We start from the raw sequence: 20,435 nt of genomic DNA, 5'->3' as shown, positions 1-20,435 counted from the left end.
TCCCATCCGCCTTTAGTGCATGTGAGGCGCAAAAATGTGGAGAAACGGTTGTTCCAGCGTACGCAAGACACGCGCGCATTCAATGTCCATCCCTTGAAATAGCGATTCCAACAACGGGTGATAAACGACGAGAATTTCGTTCTCATAGATTTGAATCGGGATGTGGCGATTCCCTAACTGATGCCCCACCTGCGCAATCTGCTCAAAACTCGCGGGATAAATCGCCAAGACCCACTCCGGTTCCACGCGAACGACAACAATCACGCCGCCGTCCTCCAGCAAGACGTCCCCCGGGCGCAATATCGTATTGCGCGGTAACGACACCTTCATTTCACGCCCGGCAACCGTCCGCTTGCGAAACACCCGCCGAGCTAAATCGTCGCTTTCCAAGCGCAATTCATCACACGGATGATTCGGAAAGTCGGTTTCGCGGCCCACAATCGCTGTGACCTTCACAAGCTAGACCTCCATCAAAATAGAAAATACCGCTGCGCCAGCGGCAGTACCTCCGCTGGTTCACACGTCAACCACTCGCCGTCTGCTGTCACGCGATAAGTAAGTGGATCAACCTCGATGGCCGGCCGCGCGTCGTTGTGCACCATCGATTGCTTGCTGATATTACGACATTGACAAACAGGGACAACCCGTTTGTTCAACCCATACTGTTGCACGATACCCAGCGTCAGCGACGCCTGCGAGACAAATGTCAAAGACGTCGCATAACGCGCCTTGCCAAGTTGGCCAAACATCGGTCGGTAAAACGTCGGTTGCGGCGTCGGAATCGATGCGTTGGGATCTCCCATATTAGCTAACACAATGGCCCCTCCCTTGAGCACAAGCTCCGGTTTGACGCCAAAAAACGCTGGCGACCAGAGGACGAGATCAGCCAATTTCCCCACCTCCACAGACCCGACATACTGGGAGATACCGTGCGTAATAGCTGGATTGATAGTGTATTTCGCGACATAGCGCTTCACACGCGCGTTGTCTGCCCGCGCATCCTCTGTGAGTGGGCCGCGCTGGCGCTTCATCTTATCCGCTGTCTGCCAGGTGCGAATGATGACCTCACCCACGCGTCCCATCGCCTGAGAATCTGAACTCATCATGCTAAAGACGCCCAAGTCGTGGAGAATATCCTCCGCCCCAATGGTCTCCGGCCGAATCCGCGAATCGGCAAATGCGATGTCCTCAGGAATATTCGGGTCTAAGTGGTGACAGACCATAAGCATGTCGAGGTGCTCATCAACCGTATTCTTGGTATACGGCCGCGTCGGATTGGTCGATGACGGGAGGACATTTAGCATGGACGCAATTCGGATAATATCCGGCGCATGTCCGCCACAGCCCCCTCCGTGTGGTACGTGTGAATCGTTCGACCATTGATAGCCGTAATCGTGTCCTGAACAAAGCCGCCCTCGTTCAACGTATCCGTATGAATCGCCACTTGAACATCATAGGCATCCGCCACCTGCAAACAGATATCAATAGCGTACGGCGTGCTACCCCAATCCTCATGTAACTTGAGTCCAATCGCCCCAGCTTCGATTTGCTCAGCCAGTGCGCGATGCCCAGATGCGTTCCCCTTCCCTTCCCCAGATAACCGATGTTCACCGGCAATGCCTCGGCGGCCTCCAACATTCGCCGCAAATGCCACGCCCCAGGTGTCACTGTTGTCGCCAATGTCCCCGTCGCTGGACCTGTTCCGCCACCAAGCATCGTCGTAATGCCGCTTTGCAGCGCAACATCCACCTGCTGCGGGCTGATAAAGTGAATATGGCTGTCGATACCTCCCGCAGTCACAATGGTGTTTTCCCCCGCGATGACCTCCGTACTTGCACCAATGACCATCCCGTTTGTGACACCGTCCATCGTCAATGGATTCCCGGCTTTGCCAACGCCCGCGATGTACCCGTCTTTGATACCAATATCCGCCTTCACAATGCCCCACGTGTCAAGAATCACCGCATTCGTAATGACAGTATCCAACACGTCCTCAGATCTCGTCGCATACGGGTGCTGGCCCATGCCATCGCGAATCGTCTTGCCACCGCCAAATTTCACAAGCCCAACTTCTAAGGCGACCCCTGGCTCAAAGCGAATCGCTGTGCCAGACGGAACATCCAACCGATAGCCTTGGGTTCCATCGCGCTGAAATTCGAGTGCTGTGTTGACCTCGTAGAAATGATAGTGTGATCCGACTTGAATAGGCCGGTCACCTGTATTGCGAACAACGCGCGTGGTCCGCTGGCGTCCGGACAGCAACGCGATTCCATCCCTATCCGCCGCGTCAACCATCGTCTCGCCCGGCGTAAATGAACCATCCTCCACGCGAATCGGCGTGTGCACCGTGACCAACTTTGTTCCATCTGGGAAAGTAGCTTCTACCTGCACATCACGAATCATCTGGGCCACCCCGGGCATCACGTCGTCAGCAGACAACACGTGGCGCGCTGATTCCATCAACTCGGCCACTGTTCGGCCAGCCCGCGCTTCCTCCGCGACATACGACGACAACAAAGCGACAACCTCTGGATAATTGAGCTTCAATCCGCGTGCACGCCGCTGTTTTGCCAATTCAGCGGCAACAAAAATCAACAATTTATCTCGCTCTTGCATCGTTAAATGCATGCGTAAACCCTCCTACAACAGCGTCGGCAGCATCGACGCGTATCCCAACGTAAAGGTGACCCCCATCACTAGGCTGTAGGTCACCGTCAATAAGCCCACCTATAAAAACCGATAAACAGCAACCGCCATCGACTCATCACCACCCACTCACCGCGATTGCGGATAAATGAGATGATTAAGAAAATTGCTAGAATGAACAGCGTAATCCCGACAAATCGCTCCATCACGCCATCCATCCAATGCGGCAAGGTCCACCCGAGTAAAGTCGCGAGCGCACCAAATGCAATAATCACGACCTCATGCCCTGCGGCGTACCAAAGTGCGAGAATAAAGCCACGCCGTTTGTCCGATCCCCCGCCTACCAAATCAGTGATAGCCGCGATGTGATCCCAGTCAATCCCATGCCGAAATCCGAGTACGCCCGCCAATAAGATGAGTCCCACTAGCGTCGCATGACTCACAAGCGGACCTCCTATTTCTGTAATATGTTTAGCTTACGCATGCATTTTGGAGAAAACAAGAAGTTATGTCAATGAAGTTCACGAAAAAAATAAAAAATTCTGTATATTTGATTCGGAGGGAGCGGATAGACGCCATACTGTACATCATTCAGCTACGCTATCTAAACGATAAAATGAGGGGCATTCGCCCCCCCGCTTCATCGTTTTATCGCAAATGATGTGAATTACTTCGCCGCTTTCGCAGCCTCTAAAGCAGCTTCATAATTCGGATGTTCGCCCGCTGCGGGCACGTATTGCACGTAGACAATCTTGTCACTGGAGTCGACCACGAAAACGGCACGACTCTCAAGGCGATACTCCTTGATGTGGGTCCCATAAGCATCACCAAAGCCCATCGTACGATGATCAGACAACGTCATCACGCGGTCGACCCCTGCTGCACCACACCAACGCTTCTGAGCGAATGGCAAATCGGCACTCACGGTCAATACCATCACATGGTCACCAAGTTTACTCGCCTCCTCATTGAATCGGCGGGTTTGTGCATCACAAACGCCCGTATCCAACGAAGGCACTACGCTGATAATCCGGATTTTTCCCTTGCTGTCCGCCAAGCTGACCTCGGACAAGTCATTTGCTACCAACCGGAAATCCGGCGCGGGATCCCCCACCTTCAGTTCAGGACCAATCAACGTAACTGGCTTGTCCGGAAACAAAAATGCGCCTTCTCGCTCATGTGCCACAGGTATTTCCTCCTCTTCACAACACTGGTCTGCTCCCCTGTAGGTCTACAAAATCACGGACACGAAGTCAAGGGACACGCCGCATCCACACTCTATTATAGTCTTTGTCAGCTGCTGACGACGGTATCGCTCGCCGCAAGTGGATTGACCGTCACCTGACCGTCACCCGAAATAATAATGTGACTGGCCATCGTGGGTGTCGACAGCGTTTTGACCAGCGTGGATTCACCGTCTGTATCCTGCCGGTAGACCGCCGTCACCAAGCCGTCCTGATTGATTTTTCCGTAGTACAGCACGTTGCCAATCACGTTAATCAACGCCGCGTCCGACTGGACAATTTGCGAATCGACATCGTACTCAGGACTGGTGCTGGTCGTCGTACTCGATTGATCTAGGCGAACCACATCCCAAGTACCCCCCTGATTGACCTCGGCGTACAAATGGTCGCCTGTCTGTGATAATGCGATATTCTTGATATACCCGTCACTAAACGGAACACTCTGGACGTTCTCCATCGTCCCAATATGATACAACGCGCTGGACGTACTCGTGTTGACCAGAACAAACACGTCGTTCGTCTGTTGACTATAGGTGACTTTGGTAATTGCCGCATCCGCTGCAAGTGCTGTGAATTCCGGTACACTAGCCGCAGTCACATCTGCCTGCTGGCCGTTGGAGATATAGAACGTGTTCAGTTCCAAATCACCAGGTGCCTTTTGTTCACCCACAAAAATCTCTTCGTCACCAAGCCAACAAAGGTACTGAACGGGATACAAATCGCCAGCCTCACTGACCTGTTTGCCCGTATCCAGGTCTTCCACATGCACGACATACGAGCCATCTGAGGCTGTATCGACATAAGTCACATACTCACCACCCGGTGACACCGTGACACCTTGATAGGTACTCTTCAATTGCTGAATGCGCGCCTTCTCCGCCGCAGACAACATTACAGGCTCGTCTAAAATATCTTGAATCGCCTGCGCCGTCCCAGCCTGCTCTGACTTAAACAACGTGTTGTAGTGATTTAAATACAACACCTGAAAAATGGTCAGCACAACCACAAAGCCCAGGAACAACCGGCCCCACTTTCGTTTCTTGCGCACTCCTACTGCCCCCTGCTTTCCGGCATGACCACAATCGATGTCGCGACACTGCGCGCGCCGGTCAAATCCACCGGTGTATTGACGAGCTTATCGTGATACACCATCGTCGTCGAAGAACCACCGTCGAGATCGACTGCAGTAACCGCATGATATTTCAGCATAATCGCCGTAATATCCGCCATAGACGCACCCAGGTGCCCATACTGTCCACGCCCATCGGTGACGACGAGAATCACTTTCCCGTCAGCCGTTTGGCCAATTGCCGTACGCGGGTTATAACCTTGATCAGGAACCTGTACGGGTTGTCCGTTCAAGACAAGAACCGGACCAAAACTCAAAGCTTCTTGCACATTTTTCTCACGCAAATCGGCCAATGAGTAATTACCTGCGATTAGTTGGCCACCGCTAGTGAAGGCAATTTCCGCGTGTTTGCCGGTTGAACCCGCCCCAGTAATGACTTTGCCATCGTGCATCGTGATACCCAATGGGTACGCACCAGTTCCCTGTTCGTTCGCGTCAGAGAAGGCCCCCCCATTGACGCCAGCGACAGCGCCCGTATCCTCGACCATTTGCAGCACTGTTTCTCCGCGCTTACCGAGGTATCGCGTGGTGGCGACCTTAATCCGCTTTGGGTCGTCGACAATCATGATGTGCGCAGTGAACGTCTGACCGTTGTACGTCTCCAATTGGATTGAACCGTCGTTGTTATCAAAGTTTTGCGTTCGAATTTCGTCAATCGGCGTCGTCTCCGACACCATTCCGCCGTCCGCCAAGGCATGTGCCGCAATCACGGAATTTGGAAGCGTAAATAGTGACAAAGGTCGCAACAGGTATCCATGCCTCGTCTCGTCGAACGTGTCAATGACGTAATTGCGAAGCGATTGAAACGGCCCATGGAATACCCATAGCGACGTAGATACACAGAAATAAATAAAGCAGACAAAAAAGAACACGGCCCAGCGCAGTGCCGGTTTGCCTTTTGGAACTTCCGGTTCCTGCTTACGTGTGCCTGGCGGTTGATACCTTCCATGGTACATACTGAGCTTTCACACCCACTTGTCGTTTGATATCAATACTATAACATGCATCGCGATATCGGTCTCCCGGCACCATGAACGCACATGTATCCCCACCCTGCGACCACCCAAAGAACAAAAAAATTGAGCGTTTGCGACTCCGCCCTATCGCGCCAAGTCTCAAACGCCCGCTCATCCATGCTGATTACGACAACCACCCCTTCCCAGTTCCTATTCTTTACGGCTGCGGCAATTGGGCAGCCACTTCCGGATGCTCGACAAACGCCTTACGCAGCTCTTTTGTATCCTCTATCCAGTCTGCGCCTTCTGGCAGCAGTACACCGCCAGAGCGGTTGCGATACACCTCGGGATGGTCGACACCAGGTGGCACAATCTGCTGTTCCGCCAATGCCCGAGCCGCGGCCAACAGCCGCCGGCGCACGCGAATCACCATCACGTCAGAACTCGCGAGGCGTTCCTGCGTCCGGTCATAAATCCCACCCATACTTTCTTGCATGGCTCTATCTTGCGACGCAAGATACCGAATGCCCGAGTAACTGTCTGGTTGCCGCTGCAATTCGCGATCAATCAGATAATCATTTTCCGCATTCACAGCCGGTCGGAAGCGCCCAAACCAATCAGTCGTCCGCGGTAACATCGGAACTTGCAGATCTGGGTACTTTTCGCTATTCCCTTGGATTGGGAGCCGAGACGGCCGCCCGCTCTCCATTTTGTCCTTGCGAAGCATGACAAACGACATGGTGTGCGTGTCATCCATCGGGACCCACGCGTTCATAATCACGCTGTGGCCAAGAACACCCTCCGGCGGCTGGGTGTAAAACGGAAAATTAAAGTGGGCGATGCGCCAATACACGTAGCCAGGCTTTGCTGGCCGATAGGCGCCGTACATGGCCCCATAGTCGGTATCGACAACAGAGTAACGGGGCGCTCTATCCTTCACGGTATAATGCAGGAACGTACCCTCCTGAACATCCTCGGGTTGAATCGCGCCAAAGTGTAAGAATCCCGTATGACTTGTGTCAATCTCGCCCTCCACTGCCTGCAGCCAGTTAGATTCAACATAACTTGGGATAATGACGTACTCTCCCTCTGGGAGCATATTCACCTCGATATCTGGCAACGGCGGCGGCGTCTCCCGCGGCCCCATATAGGTCCACACCAATCCTCCGCGCTCGACACAAGGGTAAGCCACGGCCTTGACTTTATTTTTGAAATCGCTTTCAGGCGGCTCGTTCGGCATGTCGATACAACGGCCTTCTACATCAAACTGCCAGCCATGATAGACACATCGCAGGCCACATTCGCTATTGCGCCCAAAAAACAAGCTTGCCCCACGGTGTGGACAGTGATTTTGAATGAGACCCACACGCCCCAGACTGTCGCGGAAGCCAATCAGTTTTTCCCCAAGTAGCATGACGCGAACGGGATCACAGTCAGGTCCAGGCAATTCTGAGGATAACATCGCTGGAATCCAATATTGTCGCATCAGGTTCCCCATCGGGGTGCCTGGTCCAACGCGGCTGATGAATTCGTTATCTTCCTTACTCAACATACAAATACGCTCCCTTCGAATCACTCAATGTTCACTCACTCAATTTTCATCGGCGACTCTGCAGCAGGTGTGGGACTTGGCATCTCCAACAGTTCTTCAGCTTGCGGAAGCATTTCAAAGTCAACCGTCTCCGGACCCACTTTCGCGCCAAACCAGGTGAGCAGGCCTGCCACCACAGTCAGTATCATAACGGTGTATTGATATGGCATGACTTTTCCTAGCCCCAGTAGATAAAAACTATAGAATCCTGGTATCACGCTGGTCAGTGTGGAAATGGCACTAAATCCGGTGGTTCGGGTGTGAAATGGATAACGCTCCGCGGTATATGTCAAGACCATTCCGGAAAACGGCGCGATGGTGAGGATAATCATGAAGAATCCCAGAATCCCCACCGCTGCAAACCCCGACTTGGCACCTGCTGCATGAATCGTCAAATAATACAGAATTGTGCATACAACGAAAATCCAGGCTCCGCCGAATAACAGCATTCGTCTCCGACCGACTCGCTGACTAAGGGCACCCAACACAACGCCAAACACGACAATGCCGATGTTCCCATATAACATGAGGCTATCAACCGCCTGGGCCGGCTGATGAAGAATGTTGATGAGCAATGATGGAACAAAGGAAACAGCCGCCTGCACTGCGAACAAATACCCGCTGTACAACATGAACATCTGGCCAAAGGTCTTGAGGTTCGACGTAGCGAATACCTCTTTTAGGGGCCTATTCTTAGTTATCGTGTCGCCATCTTGCTGCTCCGCCTCGCCTGCAAACAACGCGAGCTCACTGATGCGCGCGATAAAAATTAACAAGATGATCCCTAGAACCACACCCACCAAAAATGGAATTCGCCATCCCCATTGCGTGAATGCTTCTGGAGATAATTTCGAATTGAGAATCAATTGAACAGCGCTTAACAAGATGACGCCTGTGGTTGGTGCAACGCCAAGCAGCCCACCGACGAGACCACGCCATCGCTTTGGCGTTCGTTCTAGCGCAAGAGGCACGGACCCGCCGAGCCCAGCCGCCGAAAAAGCGCCATTTGCCAGGCGCAAAAAGAGGAAAATGCCAATGGCAGCATACCCCCACGCCGCATAGCCAGGCATGATAGCCAATAAAAAGGTACCAATGGTAAACCCAACCGATGTGACAATGACCAAGCGTTTTCGCCCAATCCTGTCGCCGATGGGGCCAATGACCAACCCACCAATAGGCTGTGCCACCATGGAGATGGCAAATGCAATGTTAATCAGTGTCACCTGTACTTCCGGTGACAAAGTAGGTGGTTCAAAATACCCCATTGCGGTGGGGAGGACCAAAACAGGCAAAAACAGGTCGTACGTATTGAGCATTCCGGCCAGCCAACCAACGAGGATGCTTCGTCTCTTCTCTGGGGTAAATCGTCCACCGAAGATTCCCGCTTCCGGCACAGTAGACATAAACGTTCCCCTTCCTATCACGGACTCCCAACCAGTCCGTCACAAATTACGCCTCCAGTGGTGGTCGCGGCACCGGAACGGCCTCACCGCGTGCAAGTTTTTCGACAATATAGGCTACGCGAGCAGCTTCCGCCCTTTCTACAGCTTCCACGGCGGATGAAGCCTCCGCAAAGCACCCGGGCAACTCAGGAAATTCAGCATGACGAACCCATCGTCCATCCTCACATTCCCTCGACCAAACCTGCAAAATATATGGGATTGCTAAGTACTCCTCAACCGTCATCAAACACTCATCCTTCCACATGTGTCACCCTTTGTTCCCATACCCTACACAGGTGTTTCGTTTGGCATGTCGATACAATTGCCATGAATGTCAGACTATCAACCATGGTAAATGGTAAATGGTAAACGGCAAGCGGCAAGCGGCAAGCGCAGCGAATCCCCCCTCCCTACAATCGCGCAGACATAATTGTCAACAATTTTATTCAGGAAGTGCCACAACACATCCCGCAGTTCGACACACATCGCTGATCCAGCCAAGCTTTTGATAGCGCTTTCATGAAACCAGGAATCCTTCGGATGACGTCATCCTGATAGATCCATATGCTATCGTTAGACAAAAGATTCCGAACTTAAATAAAATATTTGCGACCTTTCACCTCCTCATGGCAAACTTCTCTTCCATTTTGCTAACATTTCGTTTATAGTACGACCCACCAATGCCGACGAGGAGGGCCCCTACATGACCAGCATGCTATCAACAGACCATTTAATTTACGCGATGTCACCAAACAACGCGCCCGTAACGCATGTCGCGGACGGTGACACGGTCATCATCCAAACGTGTGACTGCTTTGAGAATCAAATTACCAGCGAAGACCGGGATTTCGGAACGCTTGACTGGGAGCGCATCAACCCAGCTACAGGTCCCATCTACATCAACGGCGCCGAGCCCGGCGATTTACTCGTCGTACATATTCAGAAAATTGACTTAGCGAAACGGGGGGTAATGACCACAGGCCCCAACCTCGGCGTGCTCGGGGACGAACTGAGCCAAAATGCGATACGCATGATTCCCATCCATAACGGCAAAGCCATTTTTTCCGACACGATTGAATTACCCATCCACCCGATGATTGGCGTGATTGGAACTGCACCGGCGGTCGATAGTATCCCATGTGGCACTCCAGGCGACCATGGCGGCAACATGGACTGTAAGTGCATCACAGAAGGTGCTCGCCTGATCTTGCCAGTGAACGTCCCAGGTGCCTTATTCGCACTTGGCGACCTACACGCTGCGATGGGCGATGGAGAAGTCGCCGTCTGTGGCATTGAAATTGCAGCCACCGTCCAAGTTCAATTCCATGTGCAAAAAGGTAAACATTGGCCAACGCCCATGCTGGTCAACGACGAGCAAATTATGACGATTGCCTCGGAAACATTGTTGGATGATGCAGCAACGCGCGCCGTCAAAAACATGGTTCATTTTCTCGAAGAGACTTGCGGAGTGGACAAGGCGGAAGCGACGTTTCTGCTCAGTGCAGCGGGCGATTTGCGTGTGTGCCAAGTCGTCGATCCGCTAAAAACCGCCCGCTTTGAACTCCCCCGTTGGATAGCGGAGCAATATGGCTTTACGTTCACGTATTAACTGAAACCTGCCCCCAACAGTTGTATATGTGGCCGACGCGCTTTCGGGAAACGCCGTCGGCCAAAGCGACTTCCTGCTACATCCCCAGTAGAGCGAGACGCTACAGTTCCAATGAAATACGTTTACGGCGCAGGGACGTCGGAATGTGCAGTTGTTCCCGGTATTTGGCTACCGTCCGACGAGAAACGGAGATTCCTTGTGCCTTCATCGCCTGCGCGATATCTGCATCCGAGAGGGGAGAATCCGGTTGTTCTGACGCAATCAAGGACTGTATCGCGGATTTCACCGCCTGCGCTGACACAGCAGAATCGTCACCGCGAATTTCGGAGTTGAAAAAGTACTTGAATTCAAGTACCCCTTGTGGCGTATCCATGTATTTCCCGCGTACCGCGCGGCTGACGGTCGACTCGTGCAATTCAACCCGCTCGGCAACTTGCCGCAACGTCAACGGCTTCAATGCACGGGGCCCGCACTCAAAAAAGCTCGATTGAATATCGACAATTGCTTGCGCGACTTTTAGTAAAGTCTCCATGCGTCGCTCCAGACACTGGGTGATCCACTCGATAGATTCGACTTGACGGCGCAAGAATTGCTGTATCTCCGGATGCTGCTTATCTTCCATTAACTTCTGATAGTTTCGATTGACGAAGACGCGACCACGAGCAGCTGCCACATCATATACCTGATAAACATCGCCCACACGCCGCACGACCACTTCAGGCACAATATATTGCGGTGGTGTATCATCGAGCATCAACCCAGGACGCGGGTTCAAATTCCGTAAATCGTCCACTGCCTGCTGAATCGCTTCTGGTGACGACTTTAATTCCTTCACAATCGCCACCAGGCGCCCGCGAGCGACATCCTCCAAATGCTTCTCAATAATTGCTGCAACCAGCGCTCGTCGTGAAACCGACACCAGTTCCAATTGCAACCGCAAGCATTCTCGTAAATCCCTCGCGCCAATCCCTAACGGCTCCACACATTGAAGTGCCTGAATAGCCCGTCGCACCTGATATAGCGAAGCATGACACAAGCCCTGCAACTCTTCTTCTGACTCGCGCAAGTAACCATACTCGTCCAATAACCCGATTAAAAATAGGCAAATCCGTCGGATCACGTCCGGCAACTGCATCATCCGAATTTGCTCTGCCAACTTTTCCTCTCTGCTTTGGGTACTTTTGATGCGCTGGTCAAACGACGACAAAGACGAACTTTCTGTACTCCCCCGCTGTTTGCGCGTGCTGACGACGGATGACCAAGGTAGTTCGCCCATTTTGTACGGCGATTCGTATTCCAATAGCGGATTCTCCAACATCGCCTCTTGCATGAAGGCGTCCAATTCCTCCGCCGTCCATTGCAATGTGTCTAGTGCTTGCTTCATCTGCGCTGTCATCACAAGCCGCTGTGTCTGTTCCTGGACTAAACCATAGTCAACCTGCACCGGAGTCCTCCCCCTTCCGTTAAAATGTACCTACAATTCACAAATACCTCAACAAATATGTCAGAGAAATTGACACATAAAATGAAATACATCATAGCGAAAATCGTTCGTACTGTAGATTCATTATATTCCACGAATAGAATCGGGGCAGACTGAAATCATACGAAATGTTCGCTTGAAAGGTCTGCCTGATTACGATACGATAAATCCCGGTTTTTCCACTATGATTTATGCGTTTTCATATCCGGACAAACCAGCTAGGGAAAGGTGGGAGAAATAGACGTGGAAGAAAACTTAAAACGTGTCCTCCGTACGCCTGAGGTTCTGTTTATTGGTATTAACGGCGTCATCGGCGGTGGCATTTTCTTGTTACCTGGTCAGGTTGCAGGCCTTGCTGGTAATAAATCAATGCTCGCTTACTTACTCGCGGGCATCATCGCTATTTTCATTGGCTTGTCCTTTTCTGAAGCCAGCAGTATGTTTACGACGACAGGCGGTTCGTTCGTGTACGCCGAACGAGCCATGGGCAAAACCGTCGCCTTCACAGTCGGATGGATGAGCTGGCTCACGTTCATCATCGGTTGGGCTTCACTGTCAAACGGTTTGATCAGTTACCTTGCCGCCTTGGCGCCAGGGGTTACACCGTATAAAGATCTCATCATCATTGTCCTCGTGGGGCTGCTTTGTTTGTTAAACACGTTTGGAGTTCGGCGAGGGTCAATGACAGTGCTGTTCTTCTCCATCGTAAAGCTGCTTCCGCTTGCGCTACTCATTATCATGGGCCTGTTCTTTGTCACACATCCTGCATCTCCTGCAGGCAGATTTGGTACGCCGAAGGACTTCGGACAAGCCGTTCTTGTGCTGATCTTTGCCTACGGCGGCTTTGAGATGGCCACCATTCCACAAGGCGAAATGGTAAATCCTCGCAAATCCGTGGCCATTGGCGTCATCGGCACACTTGTTGGCGTGACGCTGTTTTATATGTTAATTCAAGTTGCGGCACAACGGCTCGATCCCGCTCTTTCAGCATCCACTGCCCCTCTAGCAGACGCGGGCCGTGCCATGTTTGTGGGAGGCGCCACGATCATGACAATCGGTGCAGTCCTTTCCATCTTCGGCACGAAGAGTGGCATCGCGTTGTCGTCACCGCGTATTGTGTACGCACTATCGTTCAACCGCTCGTTGCCCGGCGTGTTCGCAAAGATTTCACCACGATTCCAAACACCAGTCGTGGCGATTTGGACCACAGGCGTTTTGGTCATGATTCTCGCCTGCACAGGCACGTTTCAACATCTTGTCTTACTAAACGTCGCAGCTCGCTTGTACGAGTACTTGCTGGTCTGCATTGCGGTCATCGTTTTACGCGTCCGTGCCAAAGATGCGCATCGGCCGTTCAAACTGCCACTTGGAATGACAATTCCAGTCATCGCCGCAGCGCTCTGTGTGTGGCTCCTCTGCCAAGAATCTGACAGCCAGCTCCTCGCTGCTTTCATCGCGCTGGTGATTGGTTTAATTCTATACGCCATCAGCCGTGCAACGCAGCGAAAAACGAATTGATTTATCTCGCCAAAAACCACCACGTTGAACGTGGTGGTTTTTGTTGTAAGTCTCGAATCACGATTCCACCCGCGCCTCCGTGATCGCTTTCGTCTCAAGCGGTTTTCAACATTTTCATACTATCATGGACAAATACGCCACAATGGAGGAGATAAAACGTTGGGAAAGCGTCACCTATATGAAATCGATCTCATGCGCGCATTCATCATGCTCGCCGTCTTATCCGTACACACAACATCATTTTTTCTGTCAATGAGTAAACACATGGCAAACACAGATTTGTCGCCTACGTTCTTGACCATCGGGGCACTTCTGACATCCCTGCATTTTACGCGCGAATCGTTTATGTTCATCACAGGCCTGGTCCTGTTCATCACGTACTACCGACGTCCATTTCGCACCATCGAGTTCTGGAAAAAGCGATTTTTCCTCATCGCCGTGCCATACATCGTATGGACGCTCAGCTACATTGTCTTCAAAGGCTTAAATCAACCAACCAACGATTACTGGGCCCCAGCGACATTGTGGCATGACGTTTTGCATTCACTCATGACAGGCAATCAATACTACCTGTACTACGTCCTATTGACCATGCAACTCTATCTCGTCTTTCCCATCATGTTACAGTGTCTGCGCAAACTCGAACGCTACCACCTGCACATCCTACTCGCAAGCTTTGTGTTACAACTGTTGCTGATGGCGGCATGCAAATTCGTCCTGCCACACGTCCACTATGCGAAGTTGCCGACCGTGATGGCCAATGCGGATCGCTATCGCAGTGAAATTTTCCTGACCTATCAGTTCTGGTTCGTGGCAGGAGGCATCCTCGCCTGTCACTACGACAACGTGTGCGCGTTCATCAAACGCCACAGCCGACTCGTCCTGATTGCGTTATGCTGTGCCGTTCCAATCGTTTGGGCCCACTACTTGTTCGACCGACTGATACTACACGAAGTCGAAAGCATCTCGGAAGCCGTACTCCAACCGATTATGGTTCCCTATAGCCTACTCGTCACAGCCAGCCTGTGGTACACAGGAATGCGCTGGTCAGTTCGCCGCCTTGAGGCCCGCTGGCAGCCGTTCAGTCGATTTGTACAGTTGGCCGCAAACACCTCTTTTGGCATCTTTCTCATCCAGCCGTTCCCGATTGTCTACATGGAGAAGGCGATTCATCATCTCGATCACGCCGGCATCCCCACCTGGCTACACTACAGCCTTTGGCCCTTCTGCATCCTATTTGTCTACTTCACTGGGATGTTCTTCGCCCACTGGCTTTCAAAAATACCCTATTTGGCGTACCTCGTGGGCCGCAAACACCAACCTTCAATGCACAAATCCACCTTCGCCTAACCGCTGTCCCGCTTACGCTTTCTCCAAGAAGACCTTCGTGCCCCGCCCCGCTGGCAGCGCCGGTTCGACCACCAAACGCCGGTGCATGCGCTGGCGGAGTTCCGGCACGTGGCTGATGAGACCAATGGACATGCGCTCCAGATGAAGTTTTTCCAAGGAGGAGATGACCACGTCGAGCAGATCGGGATCAAGCGTGCCAAACCCCTCGTCCAAAAAGAAAAATTCGAGCGGATGCTGACCGCGTAACTGGATATGCGCCGACAACGCGAGTGCCAATGACAGTGACGTCAAGAACGTCTCGCCCCCGGACAGCGTGGAAACCGGTCGCAAGACGCCGCCATTATGCTGGTCGCGCATCAGAAAACTCCCATCCTCAGTCAAAGTGAGTGCATAGCGCCCCCGTGTGAGTGCACCCAGCCGTTCAGACGCTTGGCGCGCCACGTGCTCCATCTGATCCCGCGCCACATATTGAACAAATCCGTTGCCCCGCAACGTCGATTGCAATGCCGACAGGCGCGTCGCCATCCCCTCAAGCGCCACCCGTTGCTCTTCAAGTTCCTGCCAGCGCTGCTGCCGGCGCGCGATGTCTTGCAGGCGTTCCAGGCGGGACCCATGTGTTTGTAGCGCTGTCTTGTACGCCGCTTCCGCAGCTTCTGCATCCGCTTGGACACTGTGCCAAGCTTCTTCGTCCAGCGAGCGACCGTTCAAGCGCGCCTCTATGTCAGCGAGGCGACTCGTCGATTCGCGCACGGCCTCGTCATACGCCAGTACTTTGTCCGCCATCGCCTGTGCCTCGGTCTCCTCTAACCGGGCGTCCGCCACAGCGTCGATGGTGGCAAACGCACTCTGCGCAAGTGCGGCTTGCAACTTGTCCTGCGCCATCTCGGCCGCTTTGCTCTGCGATTCGAATTCGGCCTCTGCCCGGGTCACAGCCTGTTTTGCCGCCTGGGCTCGGTCGGTCGCCGCCTCAAATTCCACCGAAGCTCGTTCGCTTGCCGCCTGTAACTCCGCAAGCGCCACCGCTAGCTGTTGCTTTGCCTCAGCCACAGACGCGCCACCCGTGTACTGAGCCAATTGTGCCGCACGCGCCGCCACAGCTTCCTCGAGTTGTTCCATGCGCAAACTGTGTTCGCGAACCGCCAACTCTCTCTGTTGCACGTTTGCTTGCGCTTGTTGCAGACGAGTTTGTGCCGCCTCCAATTGCACCGTGAGGTGCGCAATGACACGCTGAGCCTCTGCCGCAGCGCGGTCATCTTCGTCCAATTGACGAAGGCGTGCCGCGACGAGCGTTTCGGTTTTTGCGATGTCATCGTCGACCCGCGATTCCATCGAAAGCATGGCCATCCTCTTTTCGAGGACATCCTTCGCCCGCTCGCATGCAGCAACCGCTTTTTCAAGCACTGCCTGCTCCCGCAATTCCTCTTTTTCTGCTGCCTTTTGTGCAGCTTGTGCAACGGCCAATTGCTGCCCCAATTGCAGACGCCGCTTATCCACTTCCTGCTGTCGCCCAGCCAAGCGACGTTGCTCGTCATCCCACAGGGCTAGCGCGTCCGCTGCCTGCACCAAGGCCGCGTCCAAATCCACGAGAAATTGCGCCCAAGACTCCGTGTCCGCAGGTTGACTGCCTGCCTTGAACTTGAACAGCACATCAGCTGGCGGCCAACACATCTGTAACGCTTCCCAGGCAGAGGCCCATTGCGCCTGCTTCCTGTCCACCTCTTCGCGAAGCATCTGAACCGTCGTCTGTCGCTGCACACACGCCGTCTCCGCCGCCCGTGCTGCCGCATCCGCCTGACGCCAAGCCGCATCTGCGCGATGGAGCGCTGCATCATCGTCTATTGTCCACTCCACTACGTCCGTCTCGTCGACCGACTGCCCGACCGCAGGATTCGGGTGATGCAACGCGCCACAGACAGGGCACGCTTCCCCGCCCCTTAACCGCGCCGCCAGCTGGCGAATCAGCGCTGTTTCACTAATAGATACGCTTCGCTGACGGGCCTCTTCCAGGTCGCGGTAGACCTGGGCCAATTGTTCAGCCGTCTCGCGCTGTGCGGTCAGTTCGCCCAATTGGCTTTCGTAATCCCGGTACGCCGCCTGAAGACGCTTCTGTAAATCAGCGAGTTCTTGCTCCACCGCTTTCGCGCTCGCGAGGCGCGACTGCGTTTGTCCCAACCAGGTCCTTGCGACAGATAGATCTTCTGCGGTGTATTCCGGAGCCCGCTCGCAGAGTGCCTCTGCAACATTTCGTAATTGCTGCGCCTCTCCGTGCACCTGCTCGTCGATAGCCGCGACCGATGTGTAATTTGCAATGGCGGACCGTAACTCAGCCTGCCGTGCAGCGTACGCTTCACGCGCGTGACGAACGCTCGCTTGTCGCTCCTTCCAACCCACAAACGCCTCGCGCAATTGCATCAATTGCTGTCTCGTCTCCGGTTGAACCGTATGTTTTTCGCGACTGGCTTCCGCCTGCATCCTGTCCGCCGCCAACCGCTCTACAGCCTGCAGAGCTGCAGACTGCTCAGAGAGCGCCGTCGCGTGCGCTGAAAGCGCAGCGTCACTCGCCGTTTTGACGGCGGCGAGCTCTGCCTTGAGTGTCAACCACTCTGCTTCGATGTCCTCAGCATCGCGAAGCCGCCCTTTCTTCGCAAGCAACTCCGGCTCCAAGGCATCCCGCCGCGCTTGTTCACGCTGCCGTCGCAACGAAGCCTCAGAGAGCGCCGCTTGCGCCTCTTCTGCCAAGTCCAATTGTGCCGCCAAACGTTTATGCGCCTCTTTTGCCGCAGCACAATCCGCCTGCCACGCTTCAACGAGCGGCCAAACGCGATTCGCCTCTGCACTGCGGGCAAGTGCCTTCCGAATCACGGCCATCTCGTCTGCCAACTGCGCCAATTCTTCTCGCGCTTTGATGGCAGCTTCGCGCTCCGTCATCAAGTGGCGTACCTCATCCGCAACTTTTAGACGAGCATTTGCCTCCACGCGCGCGTGCTCTGCCTGCTGTAACTCGGCGGATGCTTCCTGAACCGCCACCTGCGCTGCATCCAGCGCCGCCTGCGACGCATCTCCGAGCCCCGCTTGATTGGCGACGACAACCTGATAATCCGCCTCTACCTGTTTTGCCCGCGCATTGACTTTGTCGAAAAGCGCTTTTCCGTATTGCTCCAAGCCGAATAACCGCTCGGTCATGGCGTTCCGTTCCGATCCGGTCAGCTGCAAAAACTCGGCAAACTTCCCCTGCGGCAGCACAACTGCCCGCGTAAAATCGCTTTGCTCCAGGCCTAAGATGGAACGAATGGCCTGCGTGACGGGATTCTTTCCTTCAGCCACCACAACGAGACCGTCCTCGTCGCTCTCCGCTATCTCCTCCAACTGCAACAAGCGGCTGGCCTGGTGTTCTACCGAAAACCCCTGTCCTCGCTTATACGCCCGCTCCACCCGGTAGCGCCTACGCTTGTTCCCCGCACCAATCGCGAACTCAAACGAGACCTCCAGCCGTTTCTCAGCGTGGTTGAGAATCGCTTGGGTATTGCGCCCCGCTCGCCCAACATCGCCATATAGCGCCAAGGTGATAGCGTCGAGAATCGTCGACTTCCCACTGCCCGTGGGGCCGAAGATACCAAACATGCCCGTCTCCGTCAGGGCCGCAAAATCAATCTCCTGCCGCTCCCGAAAACTGTGTAATCCCGCAATCGATAAACGAATCGGCTTCATGCAGTTTCCTCCCCAGACACCTTGTCGACGGATGACTCGTCCAAATCAGCCAAGTCGGCGTCCGTCTCCACTTCCGCCACCATCTCCAAAAACAGTTCTACAAGTGCATCATCCGGCGAAACGCCGTGTTTTTCCTCGAAGAAGCGACTGAAATGCTCTGCAATGGAGCGCGTCTGGATGCTATCCGACGAATCGTCGGTGAGTGATTTCACAGCGACAGGTAGCACCGGGCGAATGTGGACGAATCCCGCATGTACCTCTCGGAGGCGATGAATCTCCTCCAGTTGTAACCCAGTCTGCACGTGCACTTCGAGATCAATCCAAGCGTTTGCATCACGTCCTTGTTCCACCCACTGCAACACTTGGTTCACCCCTTCTGTCGCTCGCCAACGCACGAGCGGCTTGCCGCTTCGAAGCGGTACCTCGCGCCATTCCACTGGTTTCCCCGGCACCGCGTCGACGATAACAACCGACTTCGTCTGTCCGGCTTCCGAGAAGCTGTATGCCAGCGGTGAGCCCGCATATCGCATTGGCATACCCGCCAAAGCGACACCTTGTGGACGGTGCAAATGCCCGAGAGCCACATATTGTGCACGAGCGGGAAAACTATCCGGCTCCACCGCATAGGCACCCCCGATTTGAATTTGCACCTCCGAATCAGACTCCAGGCCCCCACGCACATAGACGTGGCTCATCGCCAAATTCACCGTGTCCTCGCGAAACTGCTCCGATAGGGCATGAAAAAAACTCTGTATCCGTCGGTTGTAACTCTCCTGCAATTCCCGCTCATCCAACGTGCGCCCCAAAACTTCGTTCAATCTCGCCTCCGATGGATACGGCACTGCAGCAATCACCGCTCGTTCTGAGCATCCAGGAATCGCCAACTCTACAAAACCAACGCCTGCACGCACCCGACAGACTTGACCTTTGATAACCGGTGTAGGTGCCAGTTCATCCTTCGGGAGACCCATCAAGGTAATCCCCAACTTGTCCGCCAATGGCCTCGCCGCAGCGATGCGGTCAGCATTGTCGTGGTTGCCCGCAATCACGACAACCCCACGTGCGCCACCCGCCGACAGCCCATCCAGCGCCCGGTAGAACAACTCTTCCGCTTGAGCGCTGGGATTCACCGTCTGATAGACGTCGCCAGCCATGAGGACGAGGTCGACCTGTTCCGCCGCACACAACGCTATCAGTTCATCGACAAACTGACGTTGCTCCGCGATTCTATCGCGCCCCTCCAACGTCTTGCCAAAATGCCAGTCGGCCGTATGTAAAATGCGCATCCGTTCTCCCCATCCCGTCACAAGTCTTCACTTGACCCCAGTCTACCATCGGATGACACGATGCAGTAGCCTGAAGTCGCTGGGATTCTGGGGGGTGACGGCCGGGTTGGCATAAGACAAATTACCTGCACTATCTCTTTTGTTTTCCGCAGATTCTGCAAATTTAGCAGATGCTCTAATAAGCCATCCGTCCGCGATGTACCATCGAGATAAGATGAGAGAAAGTAGAATTGCGACAACCGAAAAACAAAGACCTATCAAAAACCGCCATAAGATCGCTTTGAAGCGTCCTTTCACCGAGTTCCCCCTTACATGATTCGATGTGCATCTTTCATACAAAAATGAATATATTTTCCGAAAAACCTAGACGCCTATAAATATGACACAAACATTCTATTATCCACCAATCAACCACATCCCCTAACCCCTTCCCCGCGACGCATCCTGTGCTAAACTGTGATTATGAAGTTGAA

14 protein-coding genes and 1 pseudogene are annotated in these 20,435 nt (G+C 53.7%); 3 read left to right on the top strand and 12 right to left on the bottom strand.

What is annotated here, in order from left to right:
- Window positions 1-12: 12 nt before the first annotated feature.
- The 9 genes and pseudogenes from J3482_RS21515 to J3482_RS04855 all read right to left on the bottom strand — a co-directional run bounded on the left by J3482_RS21515 (window position 13) and on the right by J3482_RS04855 (window position 9,252).
- Window positions 13-456 (bottom strand): urease accessory protein UreE, encoded by a 444-nt coding sequence (locus J3482_RS21515; protein WP_206922134.1) that lies wholly within the window; start codon window positions 454-456, stop codon window positions 13-15.
- A gap of 14 nt (window positions 457-470) precedes the next feature.
- Window positions 471-2,616 (bottom strand): annotated as a pseudogene (gene ureC, locus J3482_RS04890) (urease subunit alpha).
- A 98-nt stretch (window positions 2,617-2,714) separates the two neighbouring features.
- Entirely contained in the window at window positions 2,715-3,089 is a 375-nt protein-coding gene (locus tag J3482_RS04885) for a hypothetical protein (protein ID WP_206922133.1), read from the bottom strand.
- 224 nt (window positions 3,090-3,313) lie between these two features.
- Complete coding sequence (gene tpx / locus J3482_RS04880; RefSeq protein WP_206916743.1) at window positions 3,314-3,838, bottom strand: thiol peroxidase; 525 nt, start codon at window positions 3,836-3,838, stop codon at window positions 3,314-3,316.
- A 101-nt stretch (window positions 3,839-3,939) separates the two neighbouring features.
- Entirely contained in the window at window positions 3,940-4,938 is a 999-nt protein-coding gene (locus tag J3482_RS04875) for a hypothetical protein (RefSeq protein WP_328702657.1), read from the bottom strand.
- Window positions 4,939-4,940: 2 nt separating this feature from the next.
- Entirely contained in the window at window positions 4,941-5,975 is a 1,035-nt protein-coding gene (locus tag J3482_RS04870) for a phosphodiester glycosidase family protein (RefSeq protein ID WP_206916648.1), read from the bottom strand.
- 217 nt (window positions 5,976-6,192) lie between these two features.
- Window positions 6,193-7,527, bottom strand: coding sequence for a Rieske 2Fe-2S domain-containing protein (locus J3482_RS04865; protein ID WP_206922132.1), 1,335 nt, complete (start codon window positions 7,525-7,527; stop codon window positions 6,193-6,195).
- Between the two features lie 35 nt (window positions 7,528-7,562).
- Window positions 7,563-8,969, bottom strand: a complete 1,407-nt coding sequence (locus J3482_RS04860; RefSeq protein ID WP_206922131.1) for an MFS transporter — start codon at window positions 8,967-8,969, stop codon at window positions 7,563-7,565.
- A gap of 46 nt (window positions 8,970-9,015) precedes the next feature.
- A complete protein-coding gene (locus J3482_RS04855) occupies window positions 9,016-9,252 on the bottom strand; it encodes a type II toxin-antitoxin system HicB family antitoxin (RefSeq protein WP_021294883.1) in 237 nt (78 codons plus the stop codon).
- Window positions 9,253-9,711: 459 nt separating this feature from the next.
- Between J3482_RS04855 and J3482_RS04850 the strand changes: the two genes are divergently transcribed.
- The gene (locus tag J3482_RS04850; RefSeq protein ID WP_236017897.1) at window positions 9,712-10,617 is read left to right on the top strand and encodes an acetamidase/formamidase family protein; all 906 of its coding nucleotides are present in this window, start codon (window positions 9,712-9,714) and stop codon (window positions 10,615-10,617) included.
- A gap of 100 nt (window positions 10,618-10,717) precedes the next feature.
- On the opposite strand, the gene rpoN is transcribed toward J3482_RS04850, so the two are convergent.
- Complete coding sequence (gene rpoN / locus J3482_RS04845) at window positions 10,718-12,061, bottom strand: RNA polymerase factor sigma-54 (RefSeq protein ID WP_206922130.1); 1,344 nt, start codon at window positions 12,059-12,061, stop codon at window positions 10,718-10,720.
- Window positions 12,062-12,343: 282 nt separating this feature from the next.
- Between rpoN and J3482_RS04840 the strand changes: the two genes are divergently transcribed.
- Together J3482_RS04840 and J3482_RS04835 are read left to right on the top strand one after the other, a co-directional pair.
- Entirely contained in the window at window positions 12,344-13,618 is a 1,275-nt protein-coding gene (locus J3482_RS04840) for an APC family permease (RefSeq protein ID WP_206922129.1), read from the top strand.
- Between the two features lie 159 nt (window positions 13,619-13,777).
- The gene (locus J3482_RS04835; RefSeq protein WP_206922128.1) at window positions 13,778-14,968 is read left to right on the top strand and encodes an acyltransferase; all 1,191 of its coding nucleotides are present in this window, start codon (window positions 13,778-13,780) and stop codon (window positions 14,966-14,968) included.
- Between the two features lie 12 nt (window positions 14,969-14,980).
- Here the strand turns inward: J3482_RS04835 and J3482_RS04830 are convergent, their stop codons facing one another.
- Together J3482_RS04830 and J3482_RS04825 are read right to left on the bottom strand one after the other, a co-directional pair.
- Window positions 14,981-18,676, bottom strand: coding sequence for an AAA family ATPase (locus J3482_RS04830; RefSeq protein ID WP_206922127.1), 3,696 nt, complete (start codon window positions 18,674-18,676; stop codon window positions 14,981-14,983).
- Window positions 18,673-19,962 carry an exonuclease SbcCD subunit D gene (locus J3482_RS04825; protein WP_206916672.1) on the bottom strand — a complete coding sequence of 430 codons (1,290 nt, stop codon included), beginning with the start codon at window positions 19,960-19,962 and terminating at the stop codon, window positions 18,673-18,675. The genes J3482_RS04830 and J3482_RS04825 overlap by 4 nt, the downstream gene beginning before the upstream one ends.
- Window positions 19,963-20,435: the final 473 nt, after the last annotated feature.

The organism is Alicyclobacillus suci (assembly GCF_017329615.1).
In the GTDB taxonomy this organism is placed as follows: domain Bacteria; phylum Bacillota; class Bacilli; order Alicyclobacillales; family Alicyclobacillaceae; genus Alicyclobacillus; species Alicyclobacillus suci.
The sequence above is the reverse complement of the archived record's forward strand: the minus strand, read 5'-3'. Positions and strand labels throughout refer to the sequence as shown.

Bases quoted from the DNA above. Each gene is read 5' to 3' on its own strand.
- J3482_RS04870 (WP_206916648.1), bottom strand. From the start codon at position 5,975: ATGTACCATGGAAGGTATCAACCGCCAGGCACACGTAAGCAGGAACCG.
- J3482_RS04865 (WP_206922132.1), bottom strand. From the start codon at position 7,527: ATGTTGAGTAAGGAAGATAACGAATTCATCAGCCGCGTTGGACCAGGC.
- J3482_RS04860 (WP_206922131.1), bottom strand. From the start codon at position 8,969: ATGTCTACTGTGCCGGAAGCGGGAATCTTCGGTGGACGATTTACCCCA.
- J3482_RS04855 (WP_021294883.1), bottom strand. From the start codon at position 9,252: ATGACGGTTGAGGAGTACTTAGCAATCCCATATATTTTGCAGGTTTGG.
- J3482_RS04850 (WP_236017897.1), top strand. From the start codon at position 9,712: ATGACCAGCATGCTATCAACAGACCATTTAATTTACGCGATGTCACCA.
- J3482_RS04830 (WP_206922127.1), bottom strand. From the start codon at position 18,676: ATGAAGCCGATTCGTTTATCGATTGCGGGATTACACAGTTTTCGGGAG.
- J3482_RS04825 (WP_206916672.1), bottom strand. From the start codon at position 19,962: ATGCGCATTTTACATACGGCCGACTGGCATTTTGGCAAGACGTTGGAG.